Annotated in this window: 21 protein-coding genes; 14 read left to right on the top strand and 7 right to left on the bottom strand. The window is 70.9% G+C overall.

Annotation, left to right across the window (positions count from 1 at the left end):
* The first annotated feature begins 28 nt into the window (after positions 1-28).
* From RC2_RS09425 to RC2_RS09400, 6 genes are all read left to right on the top strand, one after another.
* Positions 29-742: a class III extradiol ring-cleavage dioxygenase family protein gene (locus RC2_RS09425; protein ID WP_072681348.1), complete on the top strand. Its 714-nt coding sequence runs from the start codon at positions 29-31 to the stop codon at positions 740-742.
* Between the two features lie 20 nt (positions 743-762).
* The gene (miaA, locus tag RC2_RS09420) at positions 763-1,683 is read left to right on the top strand and encodes a tRNA (adenosine(37)-N6)-dimethylallyltransferase MiaA (protein WP_245811054.1); all 921 of its coding nucleotides are present in this window, start codon (positions 763-765) and stop codon (positions 1,681-1,683) included.
* Positions 1,680-2,534: a TrmH family RNA methyltransferase gene (locus tag RC2_RS09415; protein WP_068150990.1), complete on the top strand. Its 855-nt coding sequence runs from the start codon at positions 1,680-1,682 to the stop codon at positions 2,532-2,534. Before miaA ends, RC2_RS09415 begins: the two co-directional genes overlap by 4 nt.
* Positions 2,535-2,554: 20 nt before the next feature.
* Positions 2,555-3,445 carry a diaminopimelate epimerase gene (gene dapF, locus RC2_RS09410; protein ID WP_068151041.1) on the top strand — a complete coding sequence of 297 codons (891 nt, stop codon included), beginning with the start codon at positions 2,555-2,557 and terminating at the stop codon, positions 3,443-3,445.
* A gap of 80 nt (positions 3,446-3,525) precedes the next feature.
* Positions 3,526-4,983: a GTPase HflX gene (gene hflX / locus RC2_RS09405; RefSeq protein ID WP_068150992.1), complete on the top strand. Its 1,458-nt coding sequence runs from the start codon at positions 3,526-3,528 to the stop codon at positions 4,981-4,983.
* Positions 4,976-6,004, top strand: a complete 1,029-nt coding sequence (locus RC2_RS09400; RefSeq protein WP_068150995.1) for a hypothetical protein — start codon at positions 4,976-4,978, stop codon at positions 6,002-6,004. The genes hflX and RC2_RS09400 overlap by 8 nt, the downstream gene beginning before the upstream one ends.
* A gap of 76 nt (positions 6,005-6,080) precedes the next feature.
* Here RC2_RS09400 and RC2_RS09395 read toward each other — a convergent pair whose 3' ends face one another.
* From RC2_RS09395 to RC2_RS09380, 4 genes are read right to left on the bottom strand one after another with little or no spacing between them, the layout of a single operon-like run.
* Positions 6,081-6,338, bottom strand: a complete 258-nt coding sequence (locus RC2_RS09395) for an HPr family phosphocarrier protein (RefSeq protein ID WP_068150998.1) — start codon at positions 6,336-6,338, stop codon at positions 6,081-6,083.
* Between the two features lie 50 nt (positions 6,339-6,388).
* Positions 6,389-8,473 (bottom strand): PTS fructose transporter subunit IIABC, encoded by a 2,085-nt coding sequence (locus RC2_RS09390; protein WP_174552309.1) that lies wholly within the window; start codon positions 8,471-8,473, stop codon positions 6,389-6,391.
* 3 nt (positions 8,474-8,476) lie between these two features.
* Positions 8,477-9,472: a 1-phosphofructokinase family hexose kinase gene (locus RC2_RS09385; RefSeq protein ID WP_068151002.1), complete on the bottom strand. Its 996-nt coding sequence runs from the start codon at positions 9,470-9,472 to the stop codon at positions 8,477-8,479.
* A complete protein-coding gene (locus RC2_RS09380; RefSeq protein WP_068151005.1) occupies positions 9,469-10,236 on the bottom strand; it encodes a DeoR/GlpR family DNA-binding transcription regulator in 768 nt (255 codons plus the stop codon). The genes RC2_RS09385 and RC2_RS09380 overlap by 4 nt, the downstream gene beginning before the upstream one ends.
* A 195-nt stretch (positions 10,237-10,431) precedes the next feature.
* On the opposite strand from RC2_RS09380, the gene RC2_RS09375 reads away from it, so the two are divergent.
* The 4 genes from RC2_RS09375 to RC2_RS09360 all read left to right on the top strand — a co-directional run bounded on the left by RC2_RS09375 (position 10,432) and on the right by RC2_RS09360 (position 15,212).
* Positions 10,432-12,126 carry a putative PEP-binding protein gene (locus tag RC2_RS09375; RefSeq protein WP_068151008.1) on the top strand — a complete coding sequence of 565 codons (1,695 nt, stop codon included), beginning with the start codon at positions 10,432-10,434 and terminating at the stop codon, positions 12,124-12,126.
* 35 nt (positions 12,127-12,161) lie between these two features.
* Positions 12,162-13,454: a uracil-xanthine permease family protein gene (locus RC2_RS09370; RefSeq protein WP_068151010.1), complete on the top strand. Its 1,293-nt coding sequence runs from the start codon at positions 12,162-12,164 to the stop codon at positions 13,452-13,454.
* Positions 13,455-13,520: 66 nt separating this feature from the next.
* Positions 13,521-13,937, top strand: a complete 417-nt coding sequence (locus RC2_RS09365; protein ID WP_139277336.1) for a hypothetical protein — start codon at positions 13,521-13,523, stop codon at positions 13,935-13,937.
* A gap of 132 nt (positions 13,938-14,069) precedes the next feature.
* Entirely contained in the window at positions 14,070-15,212 is a 1,143-nt protein-coding gene (locus RC2_RS09360) for an acyl-CoA dehydrogenase family protein (RefSeq protein ID WP_068151018.1), read from the top strand.
* 68 nt (positions 15,213-15,280) lie between these two features.
* Here RC2_RS09360 and lexA read toward each other — a convergent pair whose 3' ends face one another.
* Positions 15,281-16,000, bottom strand: a complete 720-nt coding sequence (lexA, locus tag RC2_RS09355) for a transcriptional repressor LexA (RefSeq protein WP_068151020.1) — start codon at positions 15,998-16,000, stop codon at positions 15,281-15,283.
* 555 nt (positions 16,001-16,555) lie between these two features.
* Between lexA and RC2_RS18940 the strand changes: the two genes are divergently transcribed.
* Positions 16,556-16,717, top strand: a complete 162-nt coding sequence (locus RC2_RS18940; protein ID WP_156509766.1) for a hypothetical protein — start codon at positions 16,556-16,558, stop codon at positions 16,715-16,717.
* Between the two features lie 131 nt (positions 16,718-16,848).
* Entirely contained in the window at positions 16,849-17,325 is a 477-nt protein-coding gene (gene nrdR, locus RC2_RS09345) for a transcriptional regulator NrdR (protein ID WP_068151025.1), read from the top strand.
* 6 nt (positions 17,326-17,331) lie between these two features.
* Here nrdR and hrpA read toward each other — a convergent pair whose 3' ends face one another.
* Complete coding sequence (gene hrpA / locus RC2_RS09340) at positions 17,332-21,258, bottom strand: ATP-dependent RNA helicase HrpA (RefSeq protein WP_068151028.1); 3,927 nt, start codon at positions 21,256-21,258, stop codon at positions 17,332-17,334.
* Here hrpA and RC2_RS09335 point away from each other — a divergent pair.
* Together RC2_RS09335 and RC2_RS09330 are read left to right on the top strand one after the other, a co-directional pair.
* On the top strand, positions 21,257-22,546 hold the full coding sequence (locus tag RC2_RS09335; RefSeq protein ID WP_068151032.1) for an aminotransferase family protein: 1,290 nt from the start codon (positions 21,257-21,259) through the stop codon (positions 22,544-22,546). The genes hrpA and RC2_RS09335 overlap by 2 nt on opposite strands.
* Before the next feature lie 5 nt (positions 22,547-22,551).
* On the top strand, positions 22,552-22,899 hold the full coding sequence (locus RC2_RS09330) for a hypothetical protein (protein ID WP_068151035.1): 348 nt from the start codon (positions 22,552-22,554) through the stop codon (positions 22,897-22,899).
* Positions 22,900-22,909: 10 nt separating this feature from the next.
* Here RC2_RS09330 and RC2_RS09325 read toward each other — a convergent pair whose 3' ends face one another.
* Positions 22,910-23,377, bottom strand: a complete 468-nt coding sequence (locus tag RC2_RS09325) for a MarR family transcriptional regulator (protein ID WP_056074617.1) — start codon at positions 23,375-23,377, stop codon at positions 22,910-22,912.
* Between the last annotated feature and the right edge of the window lie 232 nt (positions 23,378-23,609).

The raw sequence follows: 23,609 nt of genomic DNA, 5'->3' as shown, positions 1-23,609 counted from the left end.
GCCGGGCGGCCTCGACTACCGTGGCGGCGTGCTGTCCGCCGTCGCCTTCGTTCCCTCGCCGCCCCTCCTGGTCCCGGAACTGATGGGTGCGGCGAGCGACGAGATGACGGGACTGCGGGATGCCGCGCTCGGCGCGGTACGTGACCTGGCCGAGCGCAGCGACGTCCTGCTCGCGGTGGGGGTCGACACGCACGCGGGACTGCTGAGCTCGGTGGTGGGGACGTACGTCGGGTGGGGCGCCGACGTCGTCGTGCGGACCGCGCCGGACGCGTCCGGCTCACCGGATCCGAAGCTGCCCCTGGCCGCGACGACGGTCGGGTGGCTCCGGGAGCGCACAGCGCCGGCGAGCGCGATCGACGTGGTGCTCGTCGCCGTCGACGCGGATGCCGCCGCTTGCGCGTCCGCGGCCAGGGACATCGGGGCTCGCGCGGGCGGCCCGGAGCGGGTGGGCCTGCTCGTCGTCGCGGACGGCGCGACCACGCTCACCGCCGCGGCGCCGGGGGCGTTCGACGACCGCGCCGAGGGCGTCCAGCAACGCATCGACGACGCCCTCGCGGCCGTCGACACCGCGACGCTCCGGTCGCTCGATCCCGCCCTGTGCGCAGAACTGGGTGTCGCGGGCCGCGCGGCGTGGCAGGTGACGGCTGCGGTGGTCGACGCCGCGGGGCGATCGTTCACCGGGCGAACGTGGTACCGCGCCGCGCCCTACGGCGTCGGGTACACCGTGGGGTCGTGGACGTGACGGGTCCGGTGCCTGTCGACGTGGCACGTCCAGTACCTGTCGCGGTTGTCGGGCCGACGGCCACGGGGAAGTCCGCGCTCGCGCTCGACCTGGCGGAGCGGTTCGGCGGGGACATCGTCAACGTGGACGCGATGCAGCAGTACCGCGGCATGGACATCGGGACGGCCAAGACCCCGGTGGACGAGCGGCGCGGCATCCCCCATCACCGCCTCGACGTGCTCGACGTGACCGAGACCGCGACGGTCGCCGCCTACCAGGAGGCCGCGGTGGCGGAGATCGACGCGCTGCTCGCGTCGGGCCGCCGTCCGGTGATCGTCGGCGGGTCGATGATGTACGTGCAGGCCCTGCTGGACGACTGGCGGTTCCCGGCCACCGACCCGGACGTCCGGGCTCGCTGGGAGGCCCGGTTGGCGGACGACGGCGTCGCCGCGCTGCACGGCGAGCTCGCGCGGCGCGACCCTGCGGCGGCGGAGTCGATCCTGCCGACGGACGGTCGACGCATCGTTCGCGCGCTGGAGGTGGTCGAACTGACCGGGCAACCCTTCGCCGCCTCCGCCCCGACCATCGGGGAGCCGCGGTGGGGGACCGTCGTGCTCGGGATCGACCGGGACACCGGCGAACTCGACGCCCGCATCGAAGCACGCACCGACGCGATGTTCACCCGCGGATTCGTCGAGGAGGTGCATGCGCTGATCGAGAGCGGCCTGCGTGACGGGGTGACCGCCCGGCGCGCGATCGGCTACGCCCGGGTGCTGCAGTACGTGGACGGGGAGATCGACCTCGAGCGGGCGCGCGAGCTGACCGTCGTCGGCACGCGGCGGTACGTCCGTCGCCAACGGTCGTGGTTCGCGCGGGACCCGCGCATCACCTGGCTGCGCGGCGAGGACCCGGATCTGCTCGGTCGCGCTCTCGCGGTCGTCGCGGAAGGAGAACCGACGTGAGCCGAGTTCTGAGCAGGAACGCGCGATTCCAGCAGTGGCAGTCCTACCTCACCACCCGCGCGAAGCGGACGAAGGCCGGGCTGTTCCTCGTGCAGGGGGTCCGGCCGGTGTCGATGGCGTTGGAGCGTGGGTGGCCCATCGAGTCGGTCCTCGTGCGCAGCGAGGGCGCTCTGTCCTCGTGGGCGGACGGTGCGGTCGCGGACGGTCGTCGGTCCGGCGCGGAGATCGTGTCCGTGGCGCCGGACCTCATGGCAGAGCTGGGCGAGCGAGCCGACCAACCGCCGGAGGTGCTGCTGGTCGCGCGGACGCGGCTGCTGGACCTCGCGAACTGGACTCCCGACGCACCGACGCCCGTGATCGTCGTCGTCGACCGCCCGTCGTCGCCCGGCAATCTCGGGACGCTGATCCGTTCCGCCGACGCGTTCGGTGCGTCCGCCGTCGTGGTGACCGGACACGCCGCGGACCCGTTCGACCCGGTGGCCGTGCGCGCCACCACCGGATCGCTCTTCGGCATCCCCGTGGCCGCCGTGGCCGGGCCGGCGGACGTGCTGGCGGTGGTCGAGCGACTGCGTGCGGCCGGCGTCTACACGACCGTCGTCGGCACCGACGAGACCGGTGACCGCGTGATCGACGAGCACGATTTCCGAACGGCCACGGTGTTGGTGGTGGGCAACGAGACCCGCGGCATGTCCGCGGCGTGGCGGGAGGCGTGCGACGTCACCGTCTCCATCCCGATCGGGGGGACGGCCAGTTCGCTGGGAGCACCGTCCGCCGGCGCCGTCGGTCTCTACGAGATCGCCCGCCAGCGGCGGCCGGACCGTCGCCGGATCGTGGGAGACTCGACCTCATGAGCACCGGCACGAGAACCGGCATCGCCTTCGCGAAGGGCCACGGCACCCAGAACGACTTCGTCGTGCTCGAGGACCGTGATGCGCACCTCGACCTCACCGAGGAGCGGGTGCGCACGCTGTGCGACCGTCGCGCAGGCCTCGGCGCGGACGGCGTACTGCGCGTCGCCACCGCCGGTGCCCTGCTGGGGCGCGGGATCCTGAGCGCACTGCCGGACGGCGTCTCCGACGACGACTGGTTCATGGACTACCGGAACGCGGACGGGTCCGTCGCGGAGATGTGCGGCAACGGGGTCCGGGTGTTCGCGCACTACGTGCGCTCCGCAGGATTGTCGGCGGCGGATCGTTTCGTCGTCGGGTCACGCGCCGGGGCGCGCCCGGTGATCGTCCACGACGTCGACGACACCGACGCGCAGGTGACGGTGGACATGGGTCCGGTGCGCGTCACCGAGTCCTCCTCCGCGGTGCTGGGCGGACGCCGGTGGAGCGGAACGGGGATCGACGTGGGCAATCCGCACCTGGCATGCGTTTCGGCCGATCTCGATGCGGACGGGTTGGCCGCGCTGGACCTGTCGCGCGCCCCCGAGTACGACCACGCGGTCTTCCCGCACGGCGTGAACGTCGAGTTCGTCACCGCCGCCCGCGCGGAGCGCGTGCACATGCGGGTGTTCGAACGGGGCGTGGGGGAGACCCGTTCCTGCGGCACCGGGACCGTCGCCGCGGCCGCCGCCGCCCTGCGTGCCGACGGGCGCACCGACGGCGAGCTGACCGTCACCGTGCCCGGTGGCGACGTCGTCGTCCGCGTCGCCGACGGTCTCGCGACGCTGCGCGGGCCGTCGGTGCTGCTCGCGTCGGGCACGCTGTCCGCGTCCTGGTGGGCGCGGCTCGAGTCCCGGGTGGCGCACGCCTCGTAGCCCGCCGGAGACGAGCGACGCTCGTGTCATAGGGGAATGGCCGTGCACTCGGCGCCGCGTTCGTGGATCATGGACGGCGTATGACGACAACGAATGCAGAGCCCACGCGCAGCGAGTCCCCCGGCCCGGACGCGGACGAGGCACACGACGACACCTGGTCCACCGGCGAGATGCAGCTCGAGGACCGGAGCGCACTCCGGCGCGTCGCCGGTCTCTCGACCGAGCTCACCGACGTCACCGAGGTCGAGTACCGGCAGCTGCGCCTCGAGCGCGTGGTGCTGGTGGGGGTCTGGACCTCCGGCTCGGCCGAGGAGGCGGAGTCCTCGATGACCGAGCTCGCCGCGCTCGCCGAGACCGCCGGCTCCGAGGTTCTCGAGGGCCTCGTTCAGCGACGCGACCGACCGGACGCGTCCACCTACATCGGCTCCGGCAAGGCCAAGGAACTGCGCGAGGTGGTCATCGCCACCGGCGCGGACACCGTCGTCTGCGACGGTGAGCTCACGCCGGCGCAGCTGACGGCGCTGGAGAAGATCGTCAAGGTCAAGGTGATCGACCGCACCGCCCTGATCCTCGACATCTTCGCCCAGCACGCCTCGTCCCGCGAGGGCAAGGCACAGGTCGCCCTGGCCCAGATGGAGTACATGCTCCCGCGGCTGCGCGGCTGGGGTGAGTCGATGTCCCGGCAGGCGGGCGGCCGCGCCGGCAGCAACGGCGGTGTGGGTCTGCGTGGTCCCGGTGAGACCAAGATCGAGACCGACCGCCGCCGCATCCGTGAGCGGATGGCCAAGCTGCGCCGCGAGATTCGCGGCATGAAGCAGGCGCGGGACACCAAACGCGAGCGACGGCTCCAGGGCAACGTGCCGTCCGTCGCGATCGTCGGCTACACCAACGCCGGCAAGTCGAGCCTGCTCAACGCCCTGACCGGATCCGGTGTCCTGGTGCAGAACGCACTGTTCGCCACCCTGGATCCGACCACGCGCAAGGCCACGCTGGACGACGGGCGCGAGTGCGTCCTCACCGACACCGTGGGCTTCGTGCGCCACCTGCCGACGCAACTGGTCGAGGCCTTCCGATCGACGCTCGAGGAAGTGGTCGACGGTGACCTGCTGATGCACGTGGTCGACGGCTCCGACGCCCTGCCGATCGGGCAGATCGAGGCGGTCCGCGAGGTGATCGTCGAGGTGATCCGCGAGCAGAACGCGGCAGCGCCCGAGGAACTGATCGTGGTCAACAAGATCGACGCCGCCGACCCCGTGACGCTCACGCAGCTGCGCGGTCTGTTGCCGGGCGCGGTGTTCGTCTCCGCGAAGACCGGCGAGGGCATCGACGAGCTGCGTACTCGCCTCGGCGAACTGGTTCGTCCGCCGGAGGTCTCCGTCAGCGTGCTCGTGCCCTACGACCGCGGCGACCTGGTGTCCCGCATCCACGCGGACGGTCGGATCGCGTCGACGTCGCACGAGTCGGGCGGCACGCGGATCGACGCGACCGTGCCCACCGCGCTGGCGTCGCAGCTCGCCCGATACGCCCACAGTGCGTAGGGCGGCGCTGCCCGTCGCGGTCGTGGTGGGCGCGGCGGTGCTCGCTCCGGGCGTCGCCGCGGCGCAGGGCCAGGTGTCCTGCACGCCGAAAGATCCCGGGCTGGCCGAACTCTCCGGCCTCACCGTGATCGGCGACACCGCGTACGCCGTCGGGGACAGCGGGGCGGACGACCGTGTGGCGCAACTGGATTCGTCGTGCGCCGTCACGCGGTGGATCCCGAACCCCGTCGATCCCTACGACGTCGAGGATCTGGCGTCAGTCGACGGTCGACTCGTCCTCGCCGACATCGGCGACAACGACCGCCGCCGCGACACGGTGGGCCTGGTCCGCCTCGATCCCGCGTCCGGGGCGGGCGACCTTGCGCGGTTGACGTACCCGGACGGCGCGCACGACGCCGAGGCGCTGCTGATCGGCGGCGACGGACGCCCGGTGATCGTCACCAAGGACTCCACGGGCAGCGGCGTCTACACCACCGACGTCCCGGTCGCGGATCTCCCGAGTCCCGGACCGACCGCGCTGCGGCGGGTTGCCGGGTTCGTTCCGGACGACACCGGGACACCCGGGGGACCGCCCCTGCTGGCCGGATCGACTCTGGTGACCGGCGGCGCCGTCACCGCGGATGGAACGCTCGCGGCGGTGCGGACCTACACCGACGTCTATCTGTGGTCGGTCCCGAACGGCGACGTCGCCGGTGCACTGAGCAGACCGGCGGACCACGTGGTCGCTGCGCCCGCTCGGCCCCAGGGCGAAGCGGCGGCGTTCAGGGCCGACGGGGATCTGTTGCTGGCCTCGGAGCAGGGCATCGACCCGGCCGCTCCGCTCCCACCGATCGACGTCCTGCGCGCGGCCGACATCGCACCGGCGCAGACGCCGGACTCGACGCCGGTGGTCGACACCGAGGACGTCCCGGCCGAGCCGTCGTCGTCGATTCTCGGTCCGTTGGTCGTGGCCGCGGCGTCGGTGCTGGTGATCGTCGGGGTCACCGCAGTGCTCGTCGTCCGGGTGTTCCGCCGCCGCTGATCGGGCCGACAAGCAAAAATCGGGTGCAGTGGTCCACCGTCACGGTGGACCACTGCACCCGATTCGCGCAGTGAGGTCAGGCGTCGAGGTCGGACGCGACCAGCGCCGCGATCTTGTCGACGGTGGCCTGATCGTCGGCGGTGACGGTGACCTCCGTGCCCTTGGTCGCGCCGAGGGTCATGATCATCAGCGCGGACCCGCCGTCCACGGGCTCGGCGTCCGCGACCTCGAGCGTGACGTCCACGCCGGAGTCGGCGACCGCTTCGGCGATCACGGCGGCGGGGCGGGCGTGCAGGCCGACGGCGGATCCGACGGCAACGGTGGTGCTGGGCATGAACTGCTCCTCGTGTGTGGTGCGTGTGGTGGGGTCGATCGTGTCAGGAATCAGGCTGCGACGGCGACGCGATCGTCGACCAGCTCGGAATCCTTCTTCCCGGCGAACTGCTTGGCGGTGGTGACCAGCACGGCGGACACCAGGGCACCGATGGCCAGCGCGAGGACGAACAGCAGGATGTTGTTCATCGCGAAGGCGACGAAGATGCCGCCGTGGGGTGCGCTGAGGGTGACTCCGAAAGCCATGATCAGCGCGCCGGTCACGGCGCCTCCGGCCATCATCGACGGGATGACACGCAGCGGGTCGGTGGCCGCGAACGGAATGGCGCCTTCGGAGATGAACGCCGAACCCAGCAGCCAGGCGGCCTTGCCGTTCTCGCGCTCGGCGGCGCTGTAGAGCTTCGGGCGCAGGATCGTCGAGGAGATCGCCATGGCGAGCGGGGGCACCATGCCGGCGGCCATGACTGCGGCCATGATGCGCAGCGACGCCTCGTTGTCGATGGCGAGACCGGCGGTGGCGAAGGCGTAGGCGGCCTTGTTGACCGGGCCGCCGAGGTCGAAGCACATCATCAGGCCGAGGATGACGCCGAGGATGATGACGGACGAGCCGGACAGGCCGTTCAGCCAGTTGGTGAGGCCGGAGGTGATGGCGGCCAGGGGTCGGCCGAGCACCAGGAACATCAGGCCACCGACCACCAGGGTCGCGCCCAGCGGAATGATGACGACGGGCATGAGGCCGCGCAGCCACGACGGCACGGCGATGCGGCTGATCCACAGGGCGACGAAGCCGGCGATGAGGCCACCGACCAGACCACCGATGAAGCCCGCGCCGACCAGGACGGCCACGGCACCGGCGGTGAAGCCGGGAGCGATGCCGGGTCGGTCGGCGATGGCGAAGGCGATGTAGCCCGCGAGCGCCGGGACGAGGAACGAGAACGCCAGACTGCCGAGCTGGAACAGCACCGCGCCGAGATAGGTCGCGAGGCCCCCGTCCGGCAGGTTCTGCAGGCTGTTGTTCAGGACGACGTCCTCGGCGACCTCGGTGATCTGGTAGCCGCCGAGCAGGAAGCCGAGCGCGATGAGCAGACCGCCCGCCGCGACGAACGGGATCATGTAGCTCACGCCGGTCAGCAGGATCTGACGCAGACGCGTGCCCCAGCCGAGGCCGCCGGTGGCGGCGGCAGCTCCGGCCGCGGGGGCGGAGCCGGACACGCGGGCGGCCGACGGATCGTCCCCGGCGCGCAGCGCCTCGGCGACCATGACGTCGGGCTCGTTGATGGCGCGCTTGACGCCGGACTCGATCACCGGCTTGCCGGCGAAGCGCTCGCGGCCCTTGACGCCCACGTCGGTCGCGAAGATGACGGCGGTGGCCGAGGCGATCAGCTGCGGGTCGAGGGCGGTGGAGCCCGACGAGCCCTGCGTCTCGACGTGCACGGTGACCCCGGCGCGATCGCCGGCGTCCTTGAGCGAATCCGCCGCCATGTAGGTGTGGGCGATACCCGTGGGGCATGCGGTGATGGCGACGATGTGCTTCGGCGCCGACGACGACGTCGCGGCGGCGGTGTCGGGGGTGCCGGTCTTCGCCGTGCTCACCGCGGACGCGGTAGCGGCGGCGGTTCCGGCTGCGGCGGTGGCGGTTCCGGCCGACGTCGCAGGCTTGGGGGCGAGCACGTCCTGGACGAGCGTCACCACCTCCGCCGGGGTGCGAGCCTCGCGCAGCGAGGTGACGAAGGCCGGCTTGACCAGCGCGCGGGCGAGCGAGGACAGGAGCTTCATGTGCTCCGCCCCGGCGCCTTCGGGAGCCGCGATGAGGAAGACCAGATCGGCGTCGCCGTCCAGGGCGCCGAAGTCGACCTTCGGCGCCACGCGGGCGAACCCGAGTGATGCGGTGGTGACCGCGGCCGAGCGGCAGTGCGGGATCGCGATGCCGCCGGGCAGACCGGTGGCCGACTGCGCTTCGCGCGCCAGGGCGGCGTCGAGCAACGCCGCGGCGTCGGTGGCTCGACCGGCGTCGGCGAGCACGCTCGCCAGCCGCTCGATGACGGCGTTCTTGTCGGCACCGAGATCGGCGTCGAGAAGGATCAGATCCTCCGCGATGATGCCGGGTGCATCCGTGGTGGGAGTGGACATGTTCATTCCTCAGGAGGTGTGTCGAGCGAGGGTGGACGAGCCGGGCAGGGAGAGCGATCGAACGGGAACGGCGTCGACGTGAACGTCGGCGGGAGTGGGGAGGCGGGTGCCGGGCAGAGCGGCGGCTGCCGATCCGTAGGCGACGGCACGGGCGAGTCGCCCGGCGCCGTCCGCACCGTCGAGGTCGGCCAGGACGTACCCGGCCAGGGACGAATCGCCCGCGCCGACGGTGCTGCGCGGGGTGATCGGGGGAGGGGTGGCGAACCAGGCGCCCGCCTCGGTGACCAGAACGGCACCCGAGGCGCCGAGAGTCGCCAGCACGGCGGCGACTCCCTGTTCGACGAGAATCCGCGCGGCTTCCACCGTGGGCGTCGGATCGCCCTGGGCCGCAGCGTCTTCGAGCGCGACGCCGTCGCGACCGGTGAGCTGACCCAGCTCCTCGGCGTTCGGCTTGATCAGGTCCGGCGCGGTGCGCGGGAAGCCGGCCGCCAGGGCGAGCAGGGGAGCGTCCGACGTGTCGACGGCGACCCGCGCCGACGTTTCTCGGACCACGGCCACCAGCTCGCCGTACCACCCCACGTCGACGCCGGGCGGGACCGAGCCGGACAGCACGACCCACTGGGCGCGCTGCGCCAGCTCGCGCACCGAGGCGGTGAGGCCGGCCACCGTGTCGGGGGTGAGGGCGGTGCCGGGCTCGTTGATCTTGGTGGTGGTGCCGTCGGGCTCGCTCACCGTGAGGTTGGTGCGGGCGAGACCCGCCGTCGGGACGGCGTGGTAGCGCACGCCCAGGGCGCCGAGCGCCCCGAGCAGAGGGTCCGAGCCGGTTCCGGGCAGCACGGCGGTGCAGGGTCTGCCGGCGGCGGTGAGGACGCGCGCGACGTTGACACCCTTGCCGCCGGGGTCGGTGGTCGTGGTGGTGGCGCGGTGGACGGCGCCGCGCTGGAGCGCCGCGTCGAGGGTGACGGTGCGGTCCATGCTGGGGTTGGCCGTCAGGGTGAGGATCATGCGACCACCACCTCCAATCCGTGTTGCTGCAGACGGGTGCAGTCGGCATCGGTGATGCCGTCGTCGGTGACCAGGACGTCGACGCCGTCGAGTGCGGCGAAGGACATGAAGTACTCGAGGCCGATCTTCGCCGAGTCCGCGACCACGACCACGCGGTCGGCGGCGGCGGCCATGGCGCGTTTGACCGCGGCTTCCTCGGTGTCCGGCGTGGAGAGGCCGTGGGCGATGCTCAGGGCGTTGGTGCCGAGGAAGGCGACGTCGACACGCAGCGTCGTGAAGGTGCGCACCGCGTCCTCCCCGACGGTCGCCTGCGTCACCCCGCGGACGCGACCGCCGGCGAGATGCAGCGACAGGGACGGCACGGACGCGAGCCGCTGCGCGATGGGCAGGGAATTGGTGACGACGGTGAGGTCGACGTCGACGGGAACCAGGGCGGCCAGGCGCCCGGTGGTGGTGCCGGCGTCGAGCGCCACGCTGCCACCGGCGGCGGGGAGGAACCGGACGGCTGCGGCCGCGATGCGGTCCTTCTCCAGAGTCCGCGTGTGCTCGCGTTCCGCCATGCCCTTCTCGACGGAGGCGATGGTGGTGACGGGAACGGCGCCGCCGTGGACGCGGCGGACGACGCCCATGCGATCGAGCGCGGCGAGGTCGCGTCGCACCGTCTCGGTGGTCACGCCGAAGGTGTCCGCGAGGTCGGCGACGGACACGCGACCACGCTGGCCGATCAGCCCGGCGATGGCGTTCTGACGCTCTTCCGCATACATAGTGGTGGTCACCTCCGCCGCTCCGTTCCGTGGTTTCGCTGTTGGTTTATGTTGTTTTACGCCCGTCTCTGTTGACATGTCAAGAGGTTCGCGTAATCTCGATCACACCAGTCGCGAGCCGAGACGCGACGCACACAGGTTTCGACGGTGTTCGTCCACGGCAACAGCACACAGACACACAGCAGGAGGAACGACATGACGGGATCCACCACCGTGACCGACCCGCGGACCGACTCGCGCACGCTGCACGGAACCCCTGTCGTTCCCGGCGTCGGGTACGGGCCCGTCGTCCGCCCCGCTCCGCGCCCCACTCGTCCCGACGCCCCGCGTGAGGTCGGTGAGGACTCCCGCGACTCCGAAGTGGAGCGTTTCCGCGCCGCGGCGAAGGCCGTCGGCGCCCGTCTGCAGGCCCGCGCGGCCCTCGCGACCGGCTCCGCGTCCGAGGTCCTCGCCGCCAACGCCGCCATGGCCGAGGACCGCGGGTGGCTCGGCGCCGGTGCCAAGGCGATCAAGGGTGGCGCCGATGCCGCCTACGCGGCCGTGGCCGCCACCGACCAGTTCGTCGCGATGTTCGCGAAGCTCGGCGGACGGATGGCCGAGCGCATCACCGACCTCATGGACATCTGCGACCGCGTCCTCGCCGAGCTCTCCGGACTGCCCGAGCCCGGCGTTCCCACGCCCGCGGTGCCGTCCGTCCTGCTCGCCGAGGATCTCGCACCCGCCGACACCGCCGGCCTCGACCCGACACTCGTCGTGGCGCTGGCCACCTCGCTCGGCGGCCCCACCAGTCACACCGCGATCATCGCCCGCCAGCTGGGCATCCCCTGCGTCGTCGCCGTGGCCGGTCTCGACGACGTCGCCGCCGACACCGCGGTCATGGTGGACGGCACCACCGGAATCCTCTCGGTCGATCCCGACGCCGACGAGGCTCGCCGCGCCGTCGACGAGTCCGCCGCTCACCTCGCCCGTGTCGCCGAGTGGACGGGCCCGGGCCGAACCTCCGACGGCCACCACGTCGACATCCTGGCGAACGTGCAGGACGGCGCCGGCGCGCGCGCCGCCCGCACCACCGCTGCGGACGGCGTCGGGCTGTTCCGCACCGAGTTGAGCTTCCTCGACCGTGACGTCGAACCGACCGTCGCCGAGCAGGCCGACATCTACGGCGAGGTGCTCACCGCGTTCGACGGCCACAAGGTCGTCGTCCGCACGCTCGACGCCGGGTCCGACAAGCCGTTGCGCTTCGCCACCCACCCCGACGAGGCCAACCCGGCTCTCGGCGTGCGCGGCATCCGCATCGCGGCCGCCGATCGCGGCATCCTCCATCGCCAGCTCGACGCCATCGCCGCCGCGGCCGAGGCGACGTCGTCGTCGCCGTGGGTGATGGCCCCCATGATCGCGACCGCCGACGAGGCGAAGGCCTTCGCCGCGGACGTGCGCGAGCGCGGCCTCACCCCGGGCGTGATGATCGAGGTCCCCGCGGCCGCGCTGCTCGCCGACCGCATTCTCGAGCATGTCGACTTCCTGTCCATCGGCACCAACGACCTCGCGCAGTACACGATGGCGGCCGACCGGATGTCCGCCGACCTCGCCGCTCTGACCGACCCGTGGCAGCCCGCCGTGCTCGCCCTCGTCGCCCGCGCCGCCGAGGCCGGAGCAGCCGCGGGCAAGCCGGTGGGCGTCTGTGGTGAGGCCGCCGCGGACCCGCTGCTCGCCTGCGTCCTGGTCGGATTCGGCGTCACCAGCCTGTCGGCGGCCTCCGCCGCAGTGGCCGGAGTCGGTGCCCGGCTGGGACAGGTCACGCTCGAACAGTGCCGCGAGGCCGCCCGTGCGGTCCTCGGCACCGCAGGACCCCTGGAGGCGCGCGACGCCGCGCTGGCCGTCCTGGGCTGAGCCCCGGGCGGTGGTCCGTGTCATCATGACGACTCGTGACCGCACCCCGCGCCTCGTCGCGCTCCCGCCTCGTACCCCGGTGGACCCTGCACGGTGACGGCCGGAGCGTGGCCGTCGACGGCGTCGTCGCCCCCGACGAGCGTCTGTCCTGGCCGCGCACCGTCGGCATCGGCATGCAGCACGTCGTCGCGATGTTCGGTGCGACGCTGCTCGTTCCGACCATCACCGGCTTTCCGGTCACCACGACGCTGTTCTTCTCCGGCCTCGGCACCGCGCTGTTCCTGCTGATCACGCGGGGCCGCGTGCCGAGTTACCTCGGTTCCTCGTTCGCCTTCATCGCGCCGCTCGCCGCCACCGCGGGCGACGGTCCGGCGGCCCAACTCGGCGCCGTGTTGGTCGTCGGTGTCGCGCTCGCCGCCGTCGGCGTGCTGGTCAAGGTGGCCGGGAGTCGTGCGCTCGACGCCGCCATGCCGCCCCTGGTCACCGGCGCGATCGTCGCGCTGATCGGACTCAACCTCGCCGGGACCGCCGTGACGTCGTACGAGTCGCAGCCGTTGGTCGCCACGGTCACGCTCGCGGCGATCCTGCTGGTCACCGTCGCGGTGCCCGGGTTGATCGGACGGCTCGGCATCCTGGTCGGCGTCGTCCTCGGGTGGGTGTTCGGCGCGGTGACCGGAGCACTCGACCCGGCGCGCGTCGACGCGCTGCGTGAGGCGGCGTGGGTCGGGGTGCCGACGTTCACGGGACCGTCGTTCCAGCTCTCCGCGGTGCTGGTCGCCCTGCCCGTCGTGGTGGTCCTGGTCGCCGAGAACGTCGGCCACGTCAAGGCCGTCGCCGCCATGACCGGACGCTCCCTCGACGACGTCGCGGGAGACGCCCTCGTGGCCGACGGTGTCGCCACCGCGCTCGCGGGCGCCGGCGGTGGGTCGGGCACCACGACCTACGCGGAGAACATCGGCGTCATGGCGGCTACCCGTGTGTACTCGACGGCCGCCTACTGGGTGGCGGCCGCGACGGCGCTGGTTCTGGCGTTCTCGCCGAAGTTCGGAGCGCTGGTGTTCACCGTGCCCGGCGGCGTCATCGGCGGCGCGACCCTGGTGCTCTACGGCCTGATCGGGCTGCTCGGCGTGCGGATCTGGCAGGAGGCGAACGTCGACTTCACCCGCCCCGTCAACCTCATGGTCGCCGCCGCTGCCCTGGTCGCGGGGATCGGTGATCTGACCTTGACCATCGGGTCCGTCGAACTCGGCGGCATCGTCTGGGGATCGGTGGGGATCCTGGTGGGCTACCCGGTTCTGCGCGCGCTGGCGGGGCGCACCGTCCGCTGAGTCGTGAGACCGTGGGGTGTGGATTCGCGACGATCCGGTCTCCCGGGGCTCGAGCCGATGCGGCCGGTGAGCGTCGCGCCCGAGGAATGGCCGTCGACGCCGGTGTGGAAGTCCGCCCTGGCCGCGGTCGTCCCGGTCGCGTGCGCCGGACTCGCGTGGCTGAGTCCGGCCGTGGTCGGTCTTGTCCTCGGGGTCGGGGCACTGGTCGTCGGCCTGGTGCTGAGCGTCGTCGCGGCTCGGCGAGTGTCGCGAGAGAACGCCGGACGGCGGGTGTCGTGGTGGGGGGAGCCGCCGGTCCGACGCCGCCACCACGACCTCGTGCAGAGTGTCGCGGGGTCCTGCGCCGTCGTCGCCGCGGTCGGGCTGGTCGCGGCGACAGGGTCGTGGTGGGCCATGCTCGCGGTCGTACCGGTCTTCGTTCCGGACGTGGTCCTGCACGCCCGGCACAATCGAGCCGTCCGCCGCGGAAATCGTGTGCAGTAGTCCGCGCTGAACGCCGATATCTGCACACGATCCGGTCGGCGGTGGTCACCGAACGCGCTCGCACAGGTCATCGACGCAGCTTTGCACTCGGACCTACCGTGAAGTGGTAACTCACGTCACACGAGGAGAGTCATGAAGCGCACGTTGTTCGAGCCCGAGCACGATCTGTTCCGCAGCTCGTACAAGAAGTTCCTCGAGCAGCACGTCGCGGCGCATCACGCGGAGTGGGAAGAGCAGAACATCGTCGACCGCGGCGTGTGGGTCGAGGCCGGCAAGCAGGGCTTCCTGGGGATGGCCGTGCCGGAGGAGTACGGCGGCGGTGGCGTGAAGGACTTCCGCTACAACGCGATCGTCACCGAGGAGACCACGTTCGGCGGCTACAGCGGCATCGGGTTCACGCTGCACAACGACGTCGTGGCCCCCTACCTGATCGAGCTCACCAACGAGGAGCAGAAGCAGCGCTGGCTGCCCGGCTTCTGCTCCGGCGAGCTCATCACCGCCATCGCGATGACCGAGCCCGGCACCGGCAGTGACCTGCAGGGCATCAAGACCCGCGCCGTCCGCGACGGTGACGACTGGGTTCTCAACGGCTCGAAGACATTCATCACGAACGGCATCAACGCCGATCTGGTTCTCGTGGTCGCCTGCACCGATCCGGAGAAGGGCGCGCAGGGCTTCAGCATCTTCGGCGTCGAGCGGGACATGCCCGGCTTCGAGCGCGGACGCAACCTCGACAAGATCGGCATGAAGGCCCAGGACACGGCCGAGCTCAGCTTCACCGACGTCCGGGTGCCGGCCGCGAACATGCTGGGCGAGGAGGGGATGGGCTTCATCTACCTCATGCAGAATCTCCCGCAGGAGCGGTTGTCCATCGCGGTCGTCGCGGCCGCCGCCATCGAGCGCTCGCTCGAGATGACGGTGCAGTACTGCAAGGACCGCAGGGCGTTCGGCAAGCCGATCGGCAAGTTCCAGAACACCCGCTTCGTGCTCGCCGAGTGCGCCACGGAGGCCACGGCCGTGCGGATCATGGTGGACAAGTACATCGAGCAGCTCAATGCGGGCGAGCTCAGCGTGCAGGAAGCCGCCATGGCCAAGTGGTGGACGACCGAGAACCAGGTCAAGATCATCGACCGGTGCCTGCAGCTCCACGGTGGCTACGGCTACATGAAGGAGTACCCGATCGCGAAGGCGTACATGGACTCCCGCGTGCAGACCATCTACGGCGGCACGACGGAAATCATGAAGGAGATCATCGGGCGCGGCCTCGACCTCTAGCCCCGTCGATCCGGAACACGAGAACGCCGGCACCGATCATTCGGTGCCGGCGTTCTCGCGTGCGGGGGTCAGAGCTTGCGCATGACGGTGACGACCTTGCCGAGGATCACGGCATCGTTGCCGGGGATGGGCTCGAAGAGCGGGTTGTGGGGGAGCAGCCAGACGTCGCCACCGGTCCGCTTGAACGTCTTGACCGTGGCCTCGCCGTCGATCATCGCGGCGACGATGTCACCGTTGTCCGCGACGTTCTGCTGCCGGACGACCACCCAGTCCCCGTCGCAGATGGCAGCGTCGATCATCGATTCGCCGACCACGCGCAGCAGGAAGAGCGAGCCCGAGCCGACGAGTTCGCGTGGGAGCGGGAACACGTCCTCGACGGCCTGCTCGGCCAGGATGGGCCCGCCGGCCGCGATGCGTCCGAGAACCGGGACGAAGGTGGGGGCGGGCATGGAGTCCGACTCGGCGCCGGCATCACGAGCGGCGGGCTCGACGGAGGGGGCGTCGCCCGTGGCGGCCACCTCCTCCGGTCGACCGTTCTCGCCCGGCAGGCGGACGTCGACGGCGCGAGGCCGATTCGGATCGCGGCGCAGGAAGCCCTTCTTCTCCAAGGTCCGCAGTTGGTGCGCGACCGAGGACGTGGAGGTCAGGCCCACGGCGTCACCGATCTCGCGAATGCTCGGCGGATAGCCACGCTCGGTGACGGAGGCCCTGATGACCTCCAGGACGCGACGTTGCCGCTCGGTCAGGCCGGAATCGGTACTCGTGGCGGACGAGCTCTCGTCGGTCATGCTGTGAACCTCCATCGGTGGCCGGCCCGGGGCGGGCGGGTGCTGGGCGCGCCGGACGGTGGTGCGGATGGGGCCTCTGGTGCCCCGGTGTCCGATGCGACGTCGTGAGTAGAAGCTAGACCGGATTCGATCGACGATCAAACACCTGTTCGATCCGTGTCGCGATTTCGTGGACTGTGTCGGACCGCCCTGCTATACATCGAACATGCGTTCCTTCGAACGCGTGGTCGAACGGAATGGCCGAACGCCGGTGGGCGTTCTGCTCGCCGGGGGACCACCGCCTACCCACGAGGAGTGGTTGTCGTGATCAGTACCGAACTGCAGACCGTTCGGGGCGCTCGAGTCGGAGCGACCTCTCGCCCGTTCACCGATCGCTGGACCTGCGACGACGAGTCCTACTGGGGATCTGCGACCGTGACCGAGGAGGTTGCGGCTCCCGCCCCGCGTCGGTCCGCCCCTGTGCGCCGTCGCCCCGTCTCGCGCGACGTGCGTCGTCCGCACGCCGGCGCGGTCGAGTACACCGGTCGCTCCGTTGCGGTTTCTCGAGTACCGCACGTGTCGCGGCCGGTCCGGGGTCTCGCGTCGGTCGCCGCTGTGGTTCTGGTCACAGCAGCGACGGCCCTCGGGCTCGTCGGGGTGGCCAACCTGCGCGCCGTGGACGTCCCGCCGCAGCCGACCGTGGTGGAACAACTCGACCTCGGCGTGTCCCCGCGCTGATCGGTCTCGGTGCCCCCCTCGGTAGGCTGGACCACGGCGTCGGAGACGACGTCGCACCGTCCAGCCGGAGCGCGTCGTATCGCCCGTCCGGCACGGAGTCCGTCCCGTGAGCATCGAGGGGTCAACGCCACATGCACTGCCCGTTCTGCCGTCACCCCGACTCGCGCGTGGTCGATTCCCGTGAGGCGGACGAGGGGCAGGCGATTCGCCGTCGGCGGTCCTGTCCCGAGTGCGGTCGCCGGTTCACCACGGTCGAGACGGCGGTGCTGTCCGTGGTCAAGCGAAGCGGAGTCAGCGAGCCCTTCAGTCGCGACAAGGTGGTCCAGGGCGTGCGGCGCGCGTGTCAGGGCCGCGACGTCGACAACGATGCTCTCGTCCTCCTGGCACAGCAGGTCGAGGACACCGTGCGGGCCTCGGGCTCCGCGGAGATCCCCAGCAACGAAGTGGGACTCGCCATCCTCGGTCCGCTGCGTGACCTCGACGAGGTGGCCTACCTCCGGTTCGCCTCGGTCTACCGCTCCTTCAGCAGCGCCGAGGACTTCGAACGCGAGATCGACGAACTTCGCCGCCATCAGCGGGGCGAGGACACCGTTCCGACGACGGCCTGACCGAGATCAGCGTCGCGTCGTGCGGACGGCGTCGATCGCTTTGAGAACTCGCTTCTCCGAGACCGGGTAGGCAGTACCGAGTGCCTGCGCGAAGAGGTTGACCCGCAGTTCCTCGATCATCCACGCGATGTCGCGGACGTCGTCGGTCGCGCGGCGAGCGGGCGGAAGACTCTCCAACAGGGTGTCGTACGCGGCGTAGACCCGATCCAGCGTGACCATGCCCGCCGCGTCCCGTGCCGCGCTCGACGGCAGTGCCTCCAGCCGCCGCCGGGCCGCCTCGAGGTAGCGCGGCAGATGGGGCAGGTGTGCCATGCCCGTCTCGAAGACGAAGCCGGGGAAGATCAGCGCATCCAGCTGTGCTCGCACGTCCTCGGCGGGGTCACCGCTCGCCTGGTCCAGCGCGAGGCGCACGGCGGTCGCCGCGGCAAGGACGGGTTCCACCAGGCGCAGCACGGCTGCGGTCCGGGCGGCGAGGTCGCGGCGGACGGCGGTCTCCAGGGCTGCGAAGGCATCGGGTGAGGACACCGGTCCGCCGTGCGCGGTCATCAGATCGTCCGCAGCGAGAGCGCGGCAGTCGTCGAGCAGCGCGTCGATGCTGCCGTGCGGGTTCTGACCCAGGTGCAGTCGCGCCGCCGGTGAGCGACCCGCGAGCAGGGACTTCGCGGACACCGGAACGGCGTCGAGGAGCAATCGCCGCGTTCCCTCACGCATCGCTGCACGCTGTTCGGCCGCCGACCCGAGGACGCGGACGGCCACGCCGCCGCTCTCGGCCACGAGGGCCGGATAGCCGGTGACCGCGCGGCCCTGCACGGTGCGGGTCACCGTCGGTTCGAGGGTGCCGATGGTCTCGGACGTCCACCGGCGGACGGGGGCCTTCTCGGTGTCCTTGGCTGCCGCCGAGACAGCGGTGGCCGCGGCGCGTCCGAGTCGGGTCTTCAACGCCGACAACGACGGTCCGCGCCCGAGTTCGGTGGTGCCGTCGACGATCCGGAACGTCATGCGCAGGTGTCGGGGCAGCGCGTCGGGGGAGAAGTCCTCGGCCGCGATGGGGACGCCGCCCATTCGGGTGAGCTCGCGCGAGAGCGCCGTCGTGAGCGGTTCGGTACGGGGACGCATCGCGGCGACGGCGGCCGCAGCGTGATCGGGTGCGGGAACCACCGTGCGCCGCAGGTCCTTCGGCAACGTCTTGATCAGTGCGGTCACCAGATCCAGACGCATGCCGGGGACCAACCAGTCGAAGCCGACGTCGGCGACCTGCGGCAACTGATCGACCGGGATGTGGACGGTCACGCCGTCGTCGTCGCGGCCGGGTTCGAACTGATAGGTCAGCGGGAACTGCCGCTCGCCCTGGCGCCAGGCATCGGGGAAGTCGCCGCCCGTGACCGCTGCGGCGGCCGGGGTCACGACCGTCGTGCGGTCGAAGTCGAGCAGGTCCGGCGTCGTACGGGACGCCTTCTTCCACCACCGATCGAAGTGGCGCGCCGAGACCACGTCGGCAGGCACGCGCTCGTCGTAGAACGCGTACAGCGCGTCGTCGTCGACCACGATGTCCCGGCGTCGGGCACGCGACTCCAATTCCTCGGCGTCGCTGCGCAACTGCTGGTTGTGGTGGAAGAAGCGATGGTGGGTGCGCCATTCACCCTGGACCAGGGCGTGACGCAGGAACAGGTCGCGGGAGACCTCCGCGTCGATCGAGCCGTAGGACACCGGCCGCTTGGCCACCAGCGGCACGCCGTAGAGCGTCACCCGCTCGTAGGCGACGGCGGCTTCGCGTTTGGTGGACCAGTGCGGTTCCGAGTACTGCCGCTTGAGCAGGTGCGGCGCGAGTTTCTCGGCCCACTCGGGCTCGATGCGCGCCGCCATCCGCGCCCAGAGTCGACTGGTCTCCACCAGTTCTGCTGCCATGACCCACCGTGGGGGCTTCTTCGACAGCGACGAACCGGGGAAGATCGCGAAGGTCGACCCCCGCGCCCCGAGGAAGTCACGCTTCTCGCCCTCGCGTAATCCTATGTGCGACAACAGGCCCGACAACAGTGCCTGGTGGATCGTGGCGTCCGACGCCGGGGTGTGCGCGTCGTGATCCGGCACCGTCCACCCCATGCCGCGGGCGATCTGCCGGAGCTGGCCGTGCAGGTCCTGCCACTCCCGGATGCGCAGGTAGTGCAGGAACTCCGTGCGGCACAGTCGGCGGAACTGGTTGGAGGACAACGCCCGTCGTTGCTCGCCGAGATACGTCCACAGCTCTCGCAGGGCGAGGAAGTCCGACCCCTCGACCGCGAACCGGCGGTGCATCTCGTCGGCCGCCTGCTGGTGCTCGGCGGGACGCTCGCGCACGTCCTGGATGGACAGCGCCGCCACGATGACCAGCATCTCCGGCAGGCAGCCGGAGCGGTGCGCCTCCACCAGCATGCGCGCCATCCGCGGATCCACCGGGAGACCGGCGAGCTCGCGTCCGAGGGCGGTGAGGCGCGGCCCGTCGTGGTCGTCGGCGTTCGGGGTGGTGTCCAGGGCGCCGAGTTCGGTGAGCAGTCCGAGCCCGTCCCGCACGCTGCGCGGATCGGGCGGTTCGACGAACGGGAACTGCTCCACGGCGCCGAGACCCAGCGAGGCCATCTGCAGGATGACCGACGCGAGGTTGGTGCGCAGGATCTCCGGATCGGTGAAGTCCGGACGCGCCTCGAAGTCCTCCTCCGAGTACAGCCGGATGCAGATGCCGTCGGCGACGCGGCCGCACCGCCCCGCGCGCTGACGGGCCGAGGCCTTCGAGATCGGCTCGATGGGGAGCCGCTGCACCTTGGTGCGCAGCGAGTACCGGGAGATACGTGCGGTACCGGGGTCGACGACGTACCGGATGCCGGGGACGGTCAGCGACGTCTCGGCGACGTTGGTGGCCAGGACGATGCGCCGGCCCGAGTGTCGCTCGAACACGCGATGCTGCTCGGCGGCGGACAACCGGGCGTAGAGGGGCAGCACCTCGATGCCGCGCAGGCGACGGTCCTTCAACGCGTCGGCGGTATCACGGATCTCGCGTTCACCCGAGAGGAAGACGAGGATGTCGCCCTCGGGCTCGCGCAGGAGTTCGTCGACGGCGTCGCACGTGGCGTCGACGGGATCGCGGTCGACGGTCTCGTCCTCGCGGTCCACGGTGAGCGGCCGGTAGCGCATCTCGACGGGGAAGGTGCGGCCCGAGACCTCGACGATGGGCGCGTCCCGGCCGTCCACGGCGAAGTGCCGTGCGAAGCGTTCGGGATCGATGGTCGCCGACGTCACGATCACCTTCAGGTCGGGACGCTGCGGGAGCAGGCGAGCCAGGTAGCCCAGGAGGAAGTCGATGTTGAGGCTGCGCTCGTGCGCCTCGTCGATGATGATCGTGTCGTAGCGGCGGAGCATGCGATCCCGCTGGATCTCCGCGAGCAGGATGCCGTCCGTCATCAGCTTGATCAGGGTGTCGTCGGACGAGCGGTCGGTGAATCGGACCGTGTAGCCGACGGCCTCGCCGATCTCCTGGCCCAGTTCCTCCGCGATGCGCTCGGCCACCGTCCTGGCGGCGAGACGGCGCGGTTGGGTGTGCCCGATGGTGCCGAGCACGCCGCGGCCCAGTTCCAGGCAGATCTTGGGGATCTGCGTGGTCTTGCCCGATCCGGTCTCGCCGGCGACGATCACCACCTGGTTCTCGGCGATGGCGGCGGCGATGTCCTCGCGACGCGCCGTGACGGGGAGGAACTCCGGGTACTCGAGCGCGGGCACGGCACTGCGCCGGTTCTGCACCCGCACCTCGGCACGGTCGATCTCGGACGAGATCTTCGCGAGGTCGTCGGGCCGCCGGCTGCGTCCGAGACGCCGACCGATCCGGTGGGCGTCGGTGTGGGTGAGGCCGGCGAGGCGCGCGGTGAGGTCACTGCGCGTGGGGGAGGTGGAGGCAGGTGTCGACATGGCTGAGTCCAGCGTATCGGTCCGGTCTACGCTGACCGACGTGACCGATCACAGCTCAGCGTTCTGGCACGGCTTCTCCGACATGCACACCGTGGAGTCGGGAGGGCGTTTCGTCGTCGCCCGCGGTGAGGGAGCGCGCATCTGGGACACGGAGGGCCGCGAGTACCTCGACGGCACGGCGGGCCTGTGGTTCACCAACGTCGGGCACGGCCGCACCGAGATCGCCGACGCCGTCGCCCGCCAGCTGAGCACCCTCGCGCACTACTCGACCTTCGGGGACGTCACCCCCGACGTGACGCTCGAACTCGCGGATCGTCTGGCCGAGATCGCGCCGGTGCCGGGCAGCAAGATCTTCTTCACCTCCGGCGGCTCGGACTCGATCGACACCGCCGCCAAGTTGGCACGCCGGTACTGGCACCAGGTCGGCCGCCCCGGCAAGACCGTCGTGGTCGGTCGGCAGAAGGCGTATCACGGCATGCACGTCGCCGGCACCGCGCTGTCCGGCCTCCCGCTCAACCGGGAGAACTACGGCGAGCTGATGACCGATGCGCGCACGGTGGCGTGGGACGACGCCAAGGAACTGCTGTCGCTGATCGAGAAGGAGGGCGCCGACACCATCGCGGCGTTCTTCGCGGAGCCGATCATCGGCGCCGGCGGGGTCTACCTGCCGCCCGCCGGCTACCTCCACGAGGTCCGGCAGATCTGCCGCGACCACGACATTCTCTTCGTCGCCGACGAGGTGGTGACCGGCTTCGGGCGTATCGGCGGTGCCTGGTTCGCCTCGACGACGTTCGAGCTCGAGCCCGATCTGGTGACCACCGCCAAGGGACTGACGTCCGGCTACGTGCCCATGGGCGCGGTGTTCGTCGCCCCGTGGATCGCGGCTCCGTTCTACGAGGGCGGCTCGTGGTGGCGGCACGGCTACACGTACGGCGGCCATGCGGGCGCGGCCGCCGCGGCCCTGGCGAACCTCGACATCATCGACCGCGAGGACCTGCTCACGCACGCGTCGCGGGTCGCCGCGGCACTGCACCGGCATCTGGCGCCGCTCGCGGACCACGACCTCGTCAGCGAGGTCCGCAGCGGGATGGGCGCCGTCGCCGCCGTGCAGTTCGCGGACCCGACGTACGCCATGCCGTTCGTGAAAACCCTGCGCCGCGAGGGTGTCTCGGCGCGGGCGGCGGGCAACGGCGCAATTCAGTTCTCGCCGGCCTTCGTCATGACCGACGAGCAGGTCGAGGAGATGGCCGCGGCCACCGGGCGGGCCCTGGACGCCACGGCGAGCTGAGCCGAATGTCCGTCCCCGGACACTGGATCCCGTACGCCCGCGAGGACGGCGAGGTGATCGGGTGGATCGACATGCAGTCGCAGGCACCCGATCTGGTGCCCGTCGACCGGCTCGGACGGCCGTTGGCCGCCGTATCGGAGTGGCCGGAGGCCGAAGAGGCGCTCGAGCGCCGCGGCCTCCGATTCCTGATGGACAAGTTCACCTATCAGGGTCGAACAGTACGGATCCGGACCGTCGACGACCACCGCATCGTCGTGACCACGGCAGTCTCGGACGCGGTCGGTGACGTGGGTGAGGAGTTCGTCCTCGCCTTCCCAGCAGGGACAGAGTTGCGGGAAGGTCCTGCTCGCTGAGGCGCTCCCGTCACTCCGCAGAGATCGCCGTGTTCACGTCGGTGAGGAATCTGTCGACGACTCTGCGGTCGGATGGCGACAGAGACTTCATCGACACCACTGCGCGTCCGATCGCATCACCGAAGAACGACTCACCGAGCGTTCTCGCAGTGGACGTCACCTCGAGGAGCACGCGTCGCCGGTCCACGGTGTCCCGTGTCCTGGACACCAAGTCGCGTGATTGCATCCGGTCGACCAACGCTGTCGTCGATGCAGAGTTCACGCCGAGCGCACTCCCGAGCCACCCTGGAGTCGCAGGGTGGCCGGCGCGCTCGGCGTCGAGAAGGAGAATCAGCGCGCGCACATCGGTCGGGTGCAGATCGTGTACGCGCGCGAACCGGGCGCCGAGCAAGTCGAGGCTGACCACGACTTCCCGCAATTTGTGGATCAGCACGTGAGGGTCCGAACCAGCGTCGTTCGTCCGAGGTTCCTGCGCCATTGGACAAGTATATCTCGCTGATCTACTGTCTCGATGATCGAGATAAAGTGAGGGTCCCATGAGCAGGCAGACCATTCGACAGTTCGCAGACTCGGCCGCGGGTGAGCGCTTCTTCGGTGCCTACGACTCGCTGCTCGAACACTGGCCACCGGACACGGAGACGCGCGACGTGCTGACAGAGCACGGAACCACACATGTGAACGTGTGCGGATCGCCGAACGGCCGACCCGTT

Origin of the sequence: Rhodococcoides corynebacterioides NBRC 14404 (assembly GCF_001894765.1) — a bacterium.
Taxonomy (GTDB): domain Bacteria; phylum Actinomycetota; class Actinomycetes; order Mycobacteriales; family Mycobacteriaceae; genus Rhodococcoides; species Rhodococcoides corynebacterioides.
The sequence above is the reverse complement of the archived record's forward strand: the minus strand, read 5'-3'. Positions and strand labels throughout refer to the sequence as shown.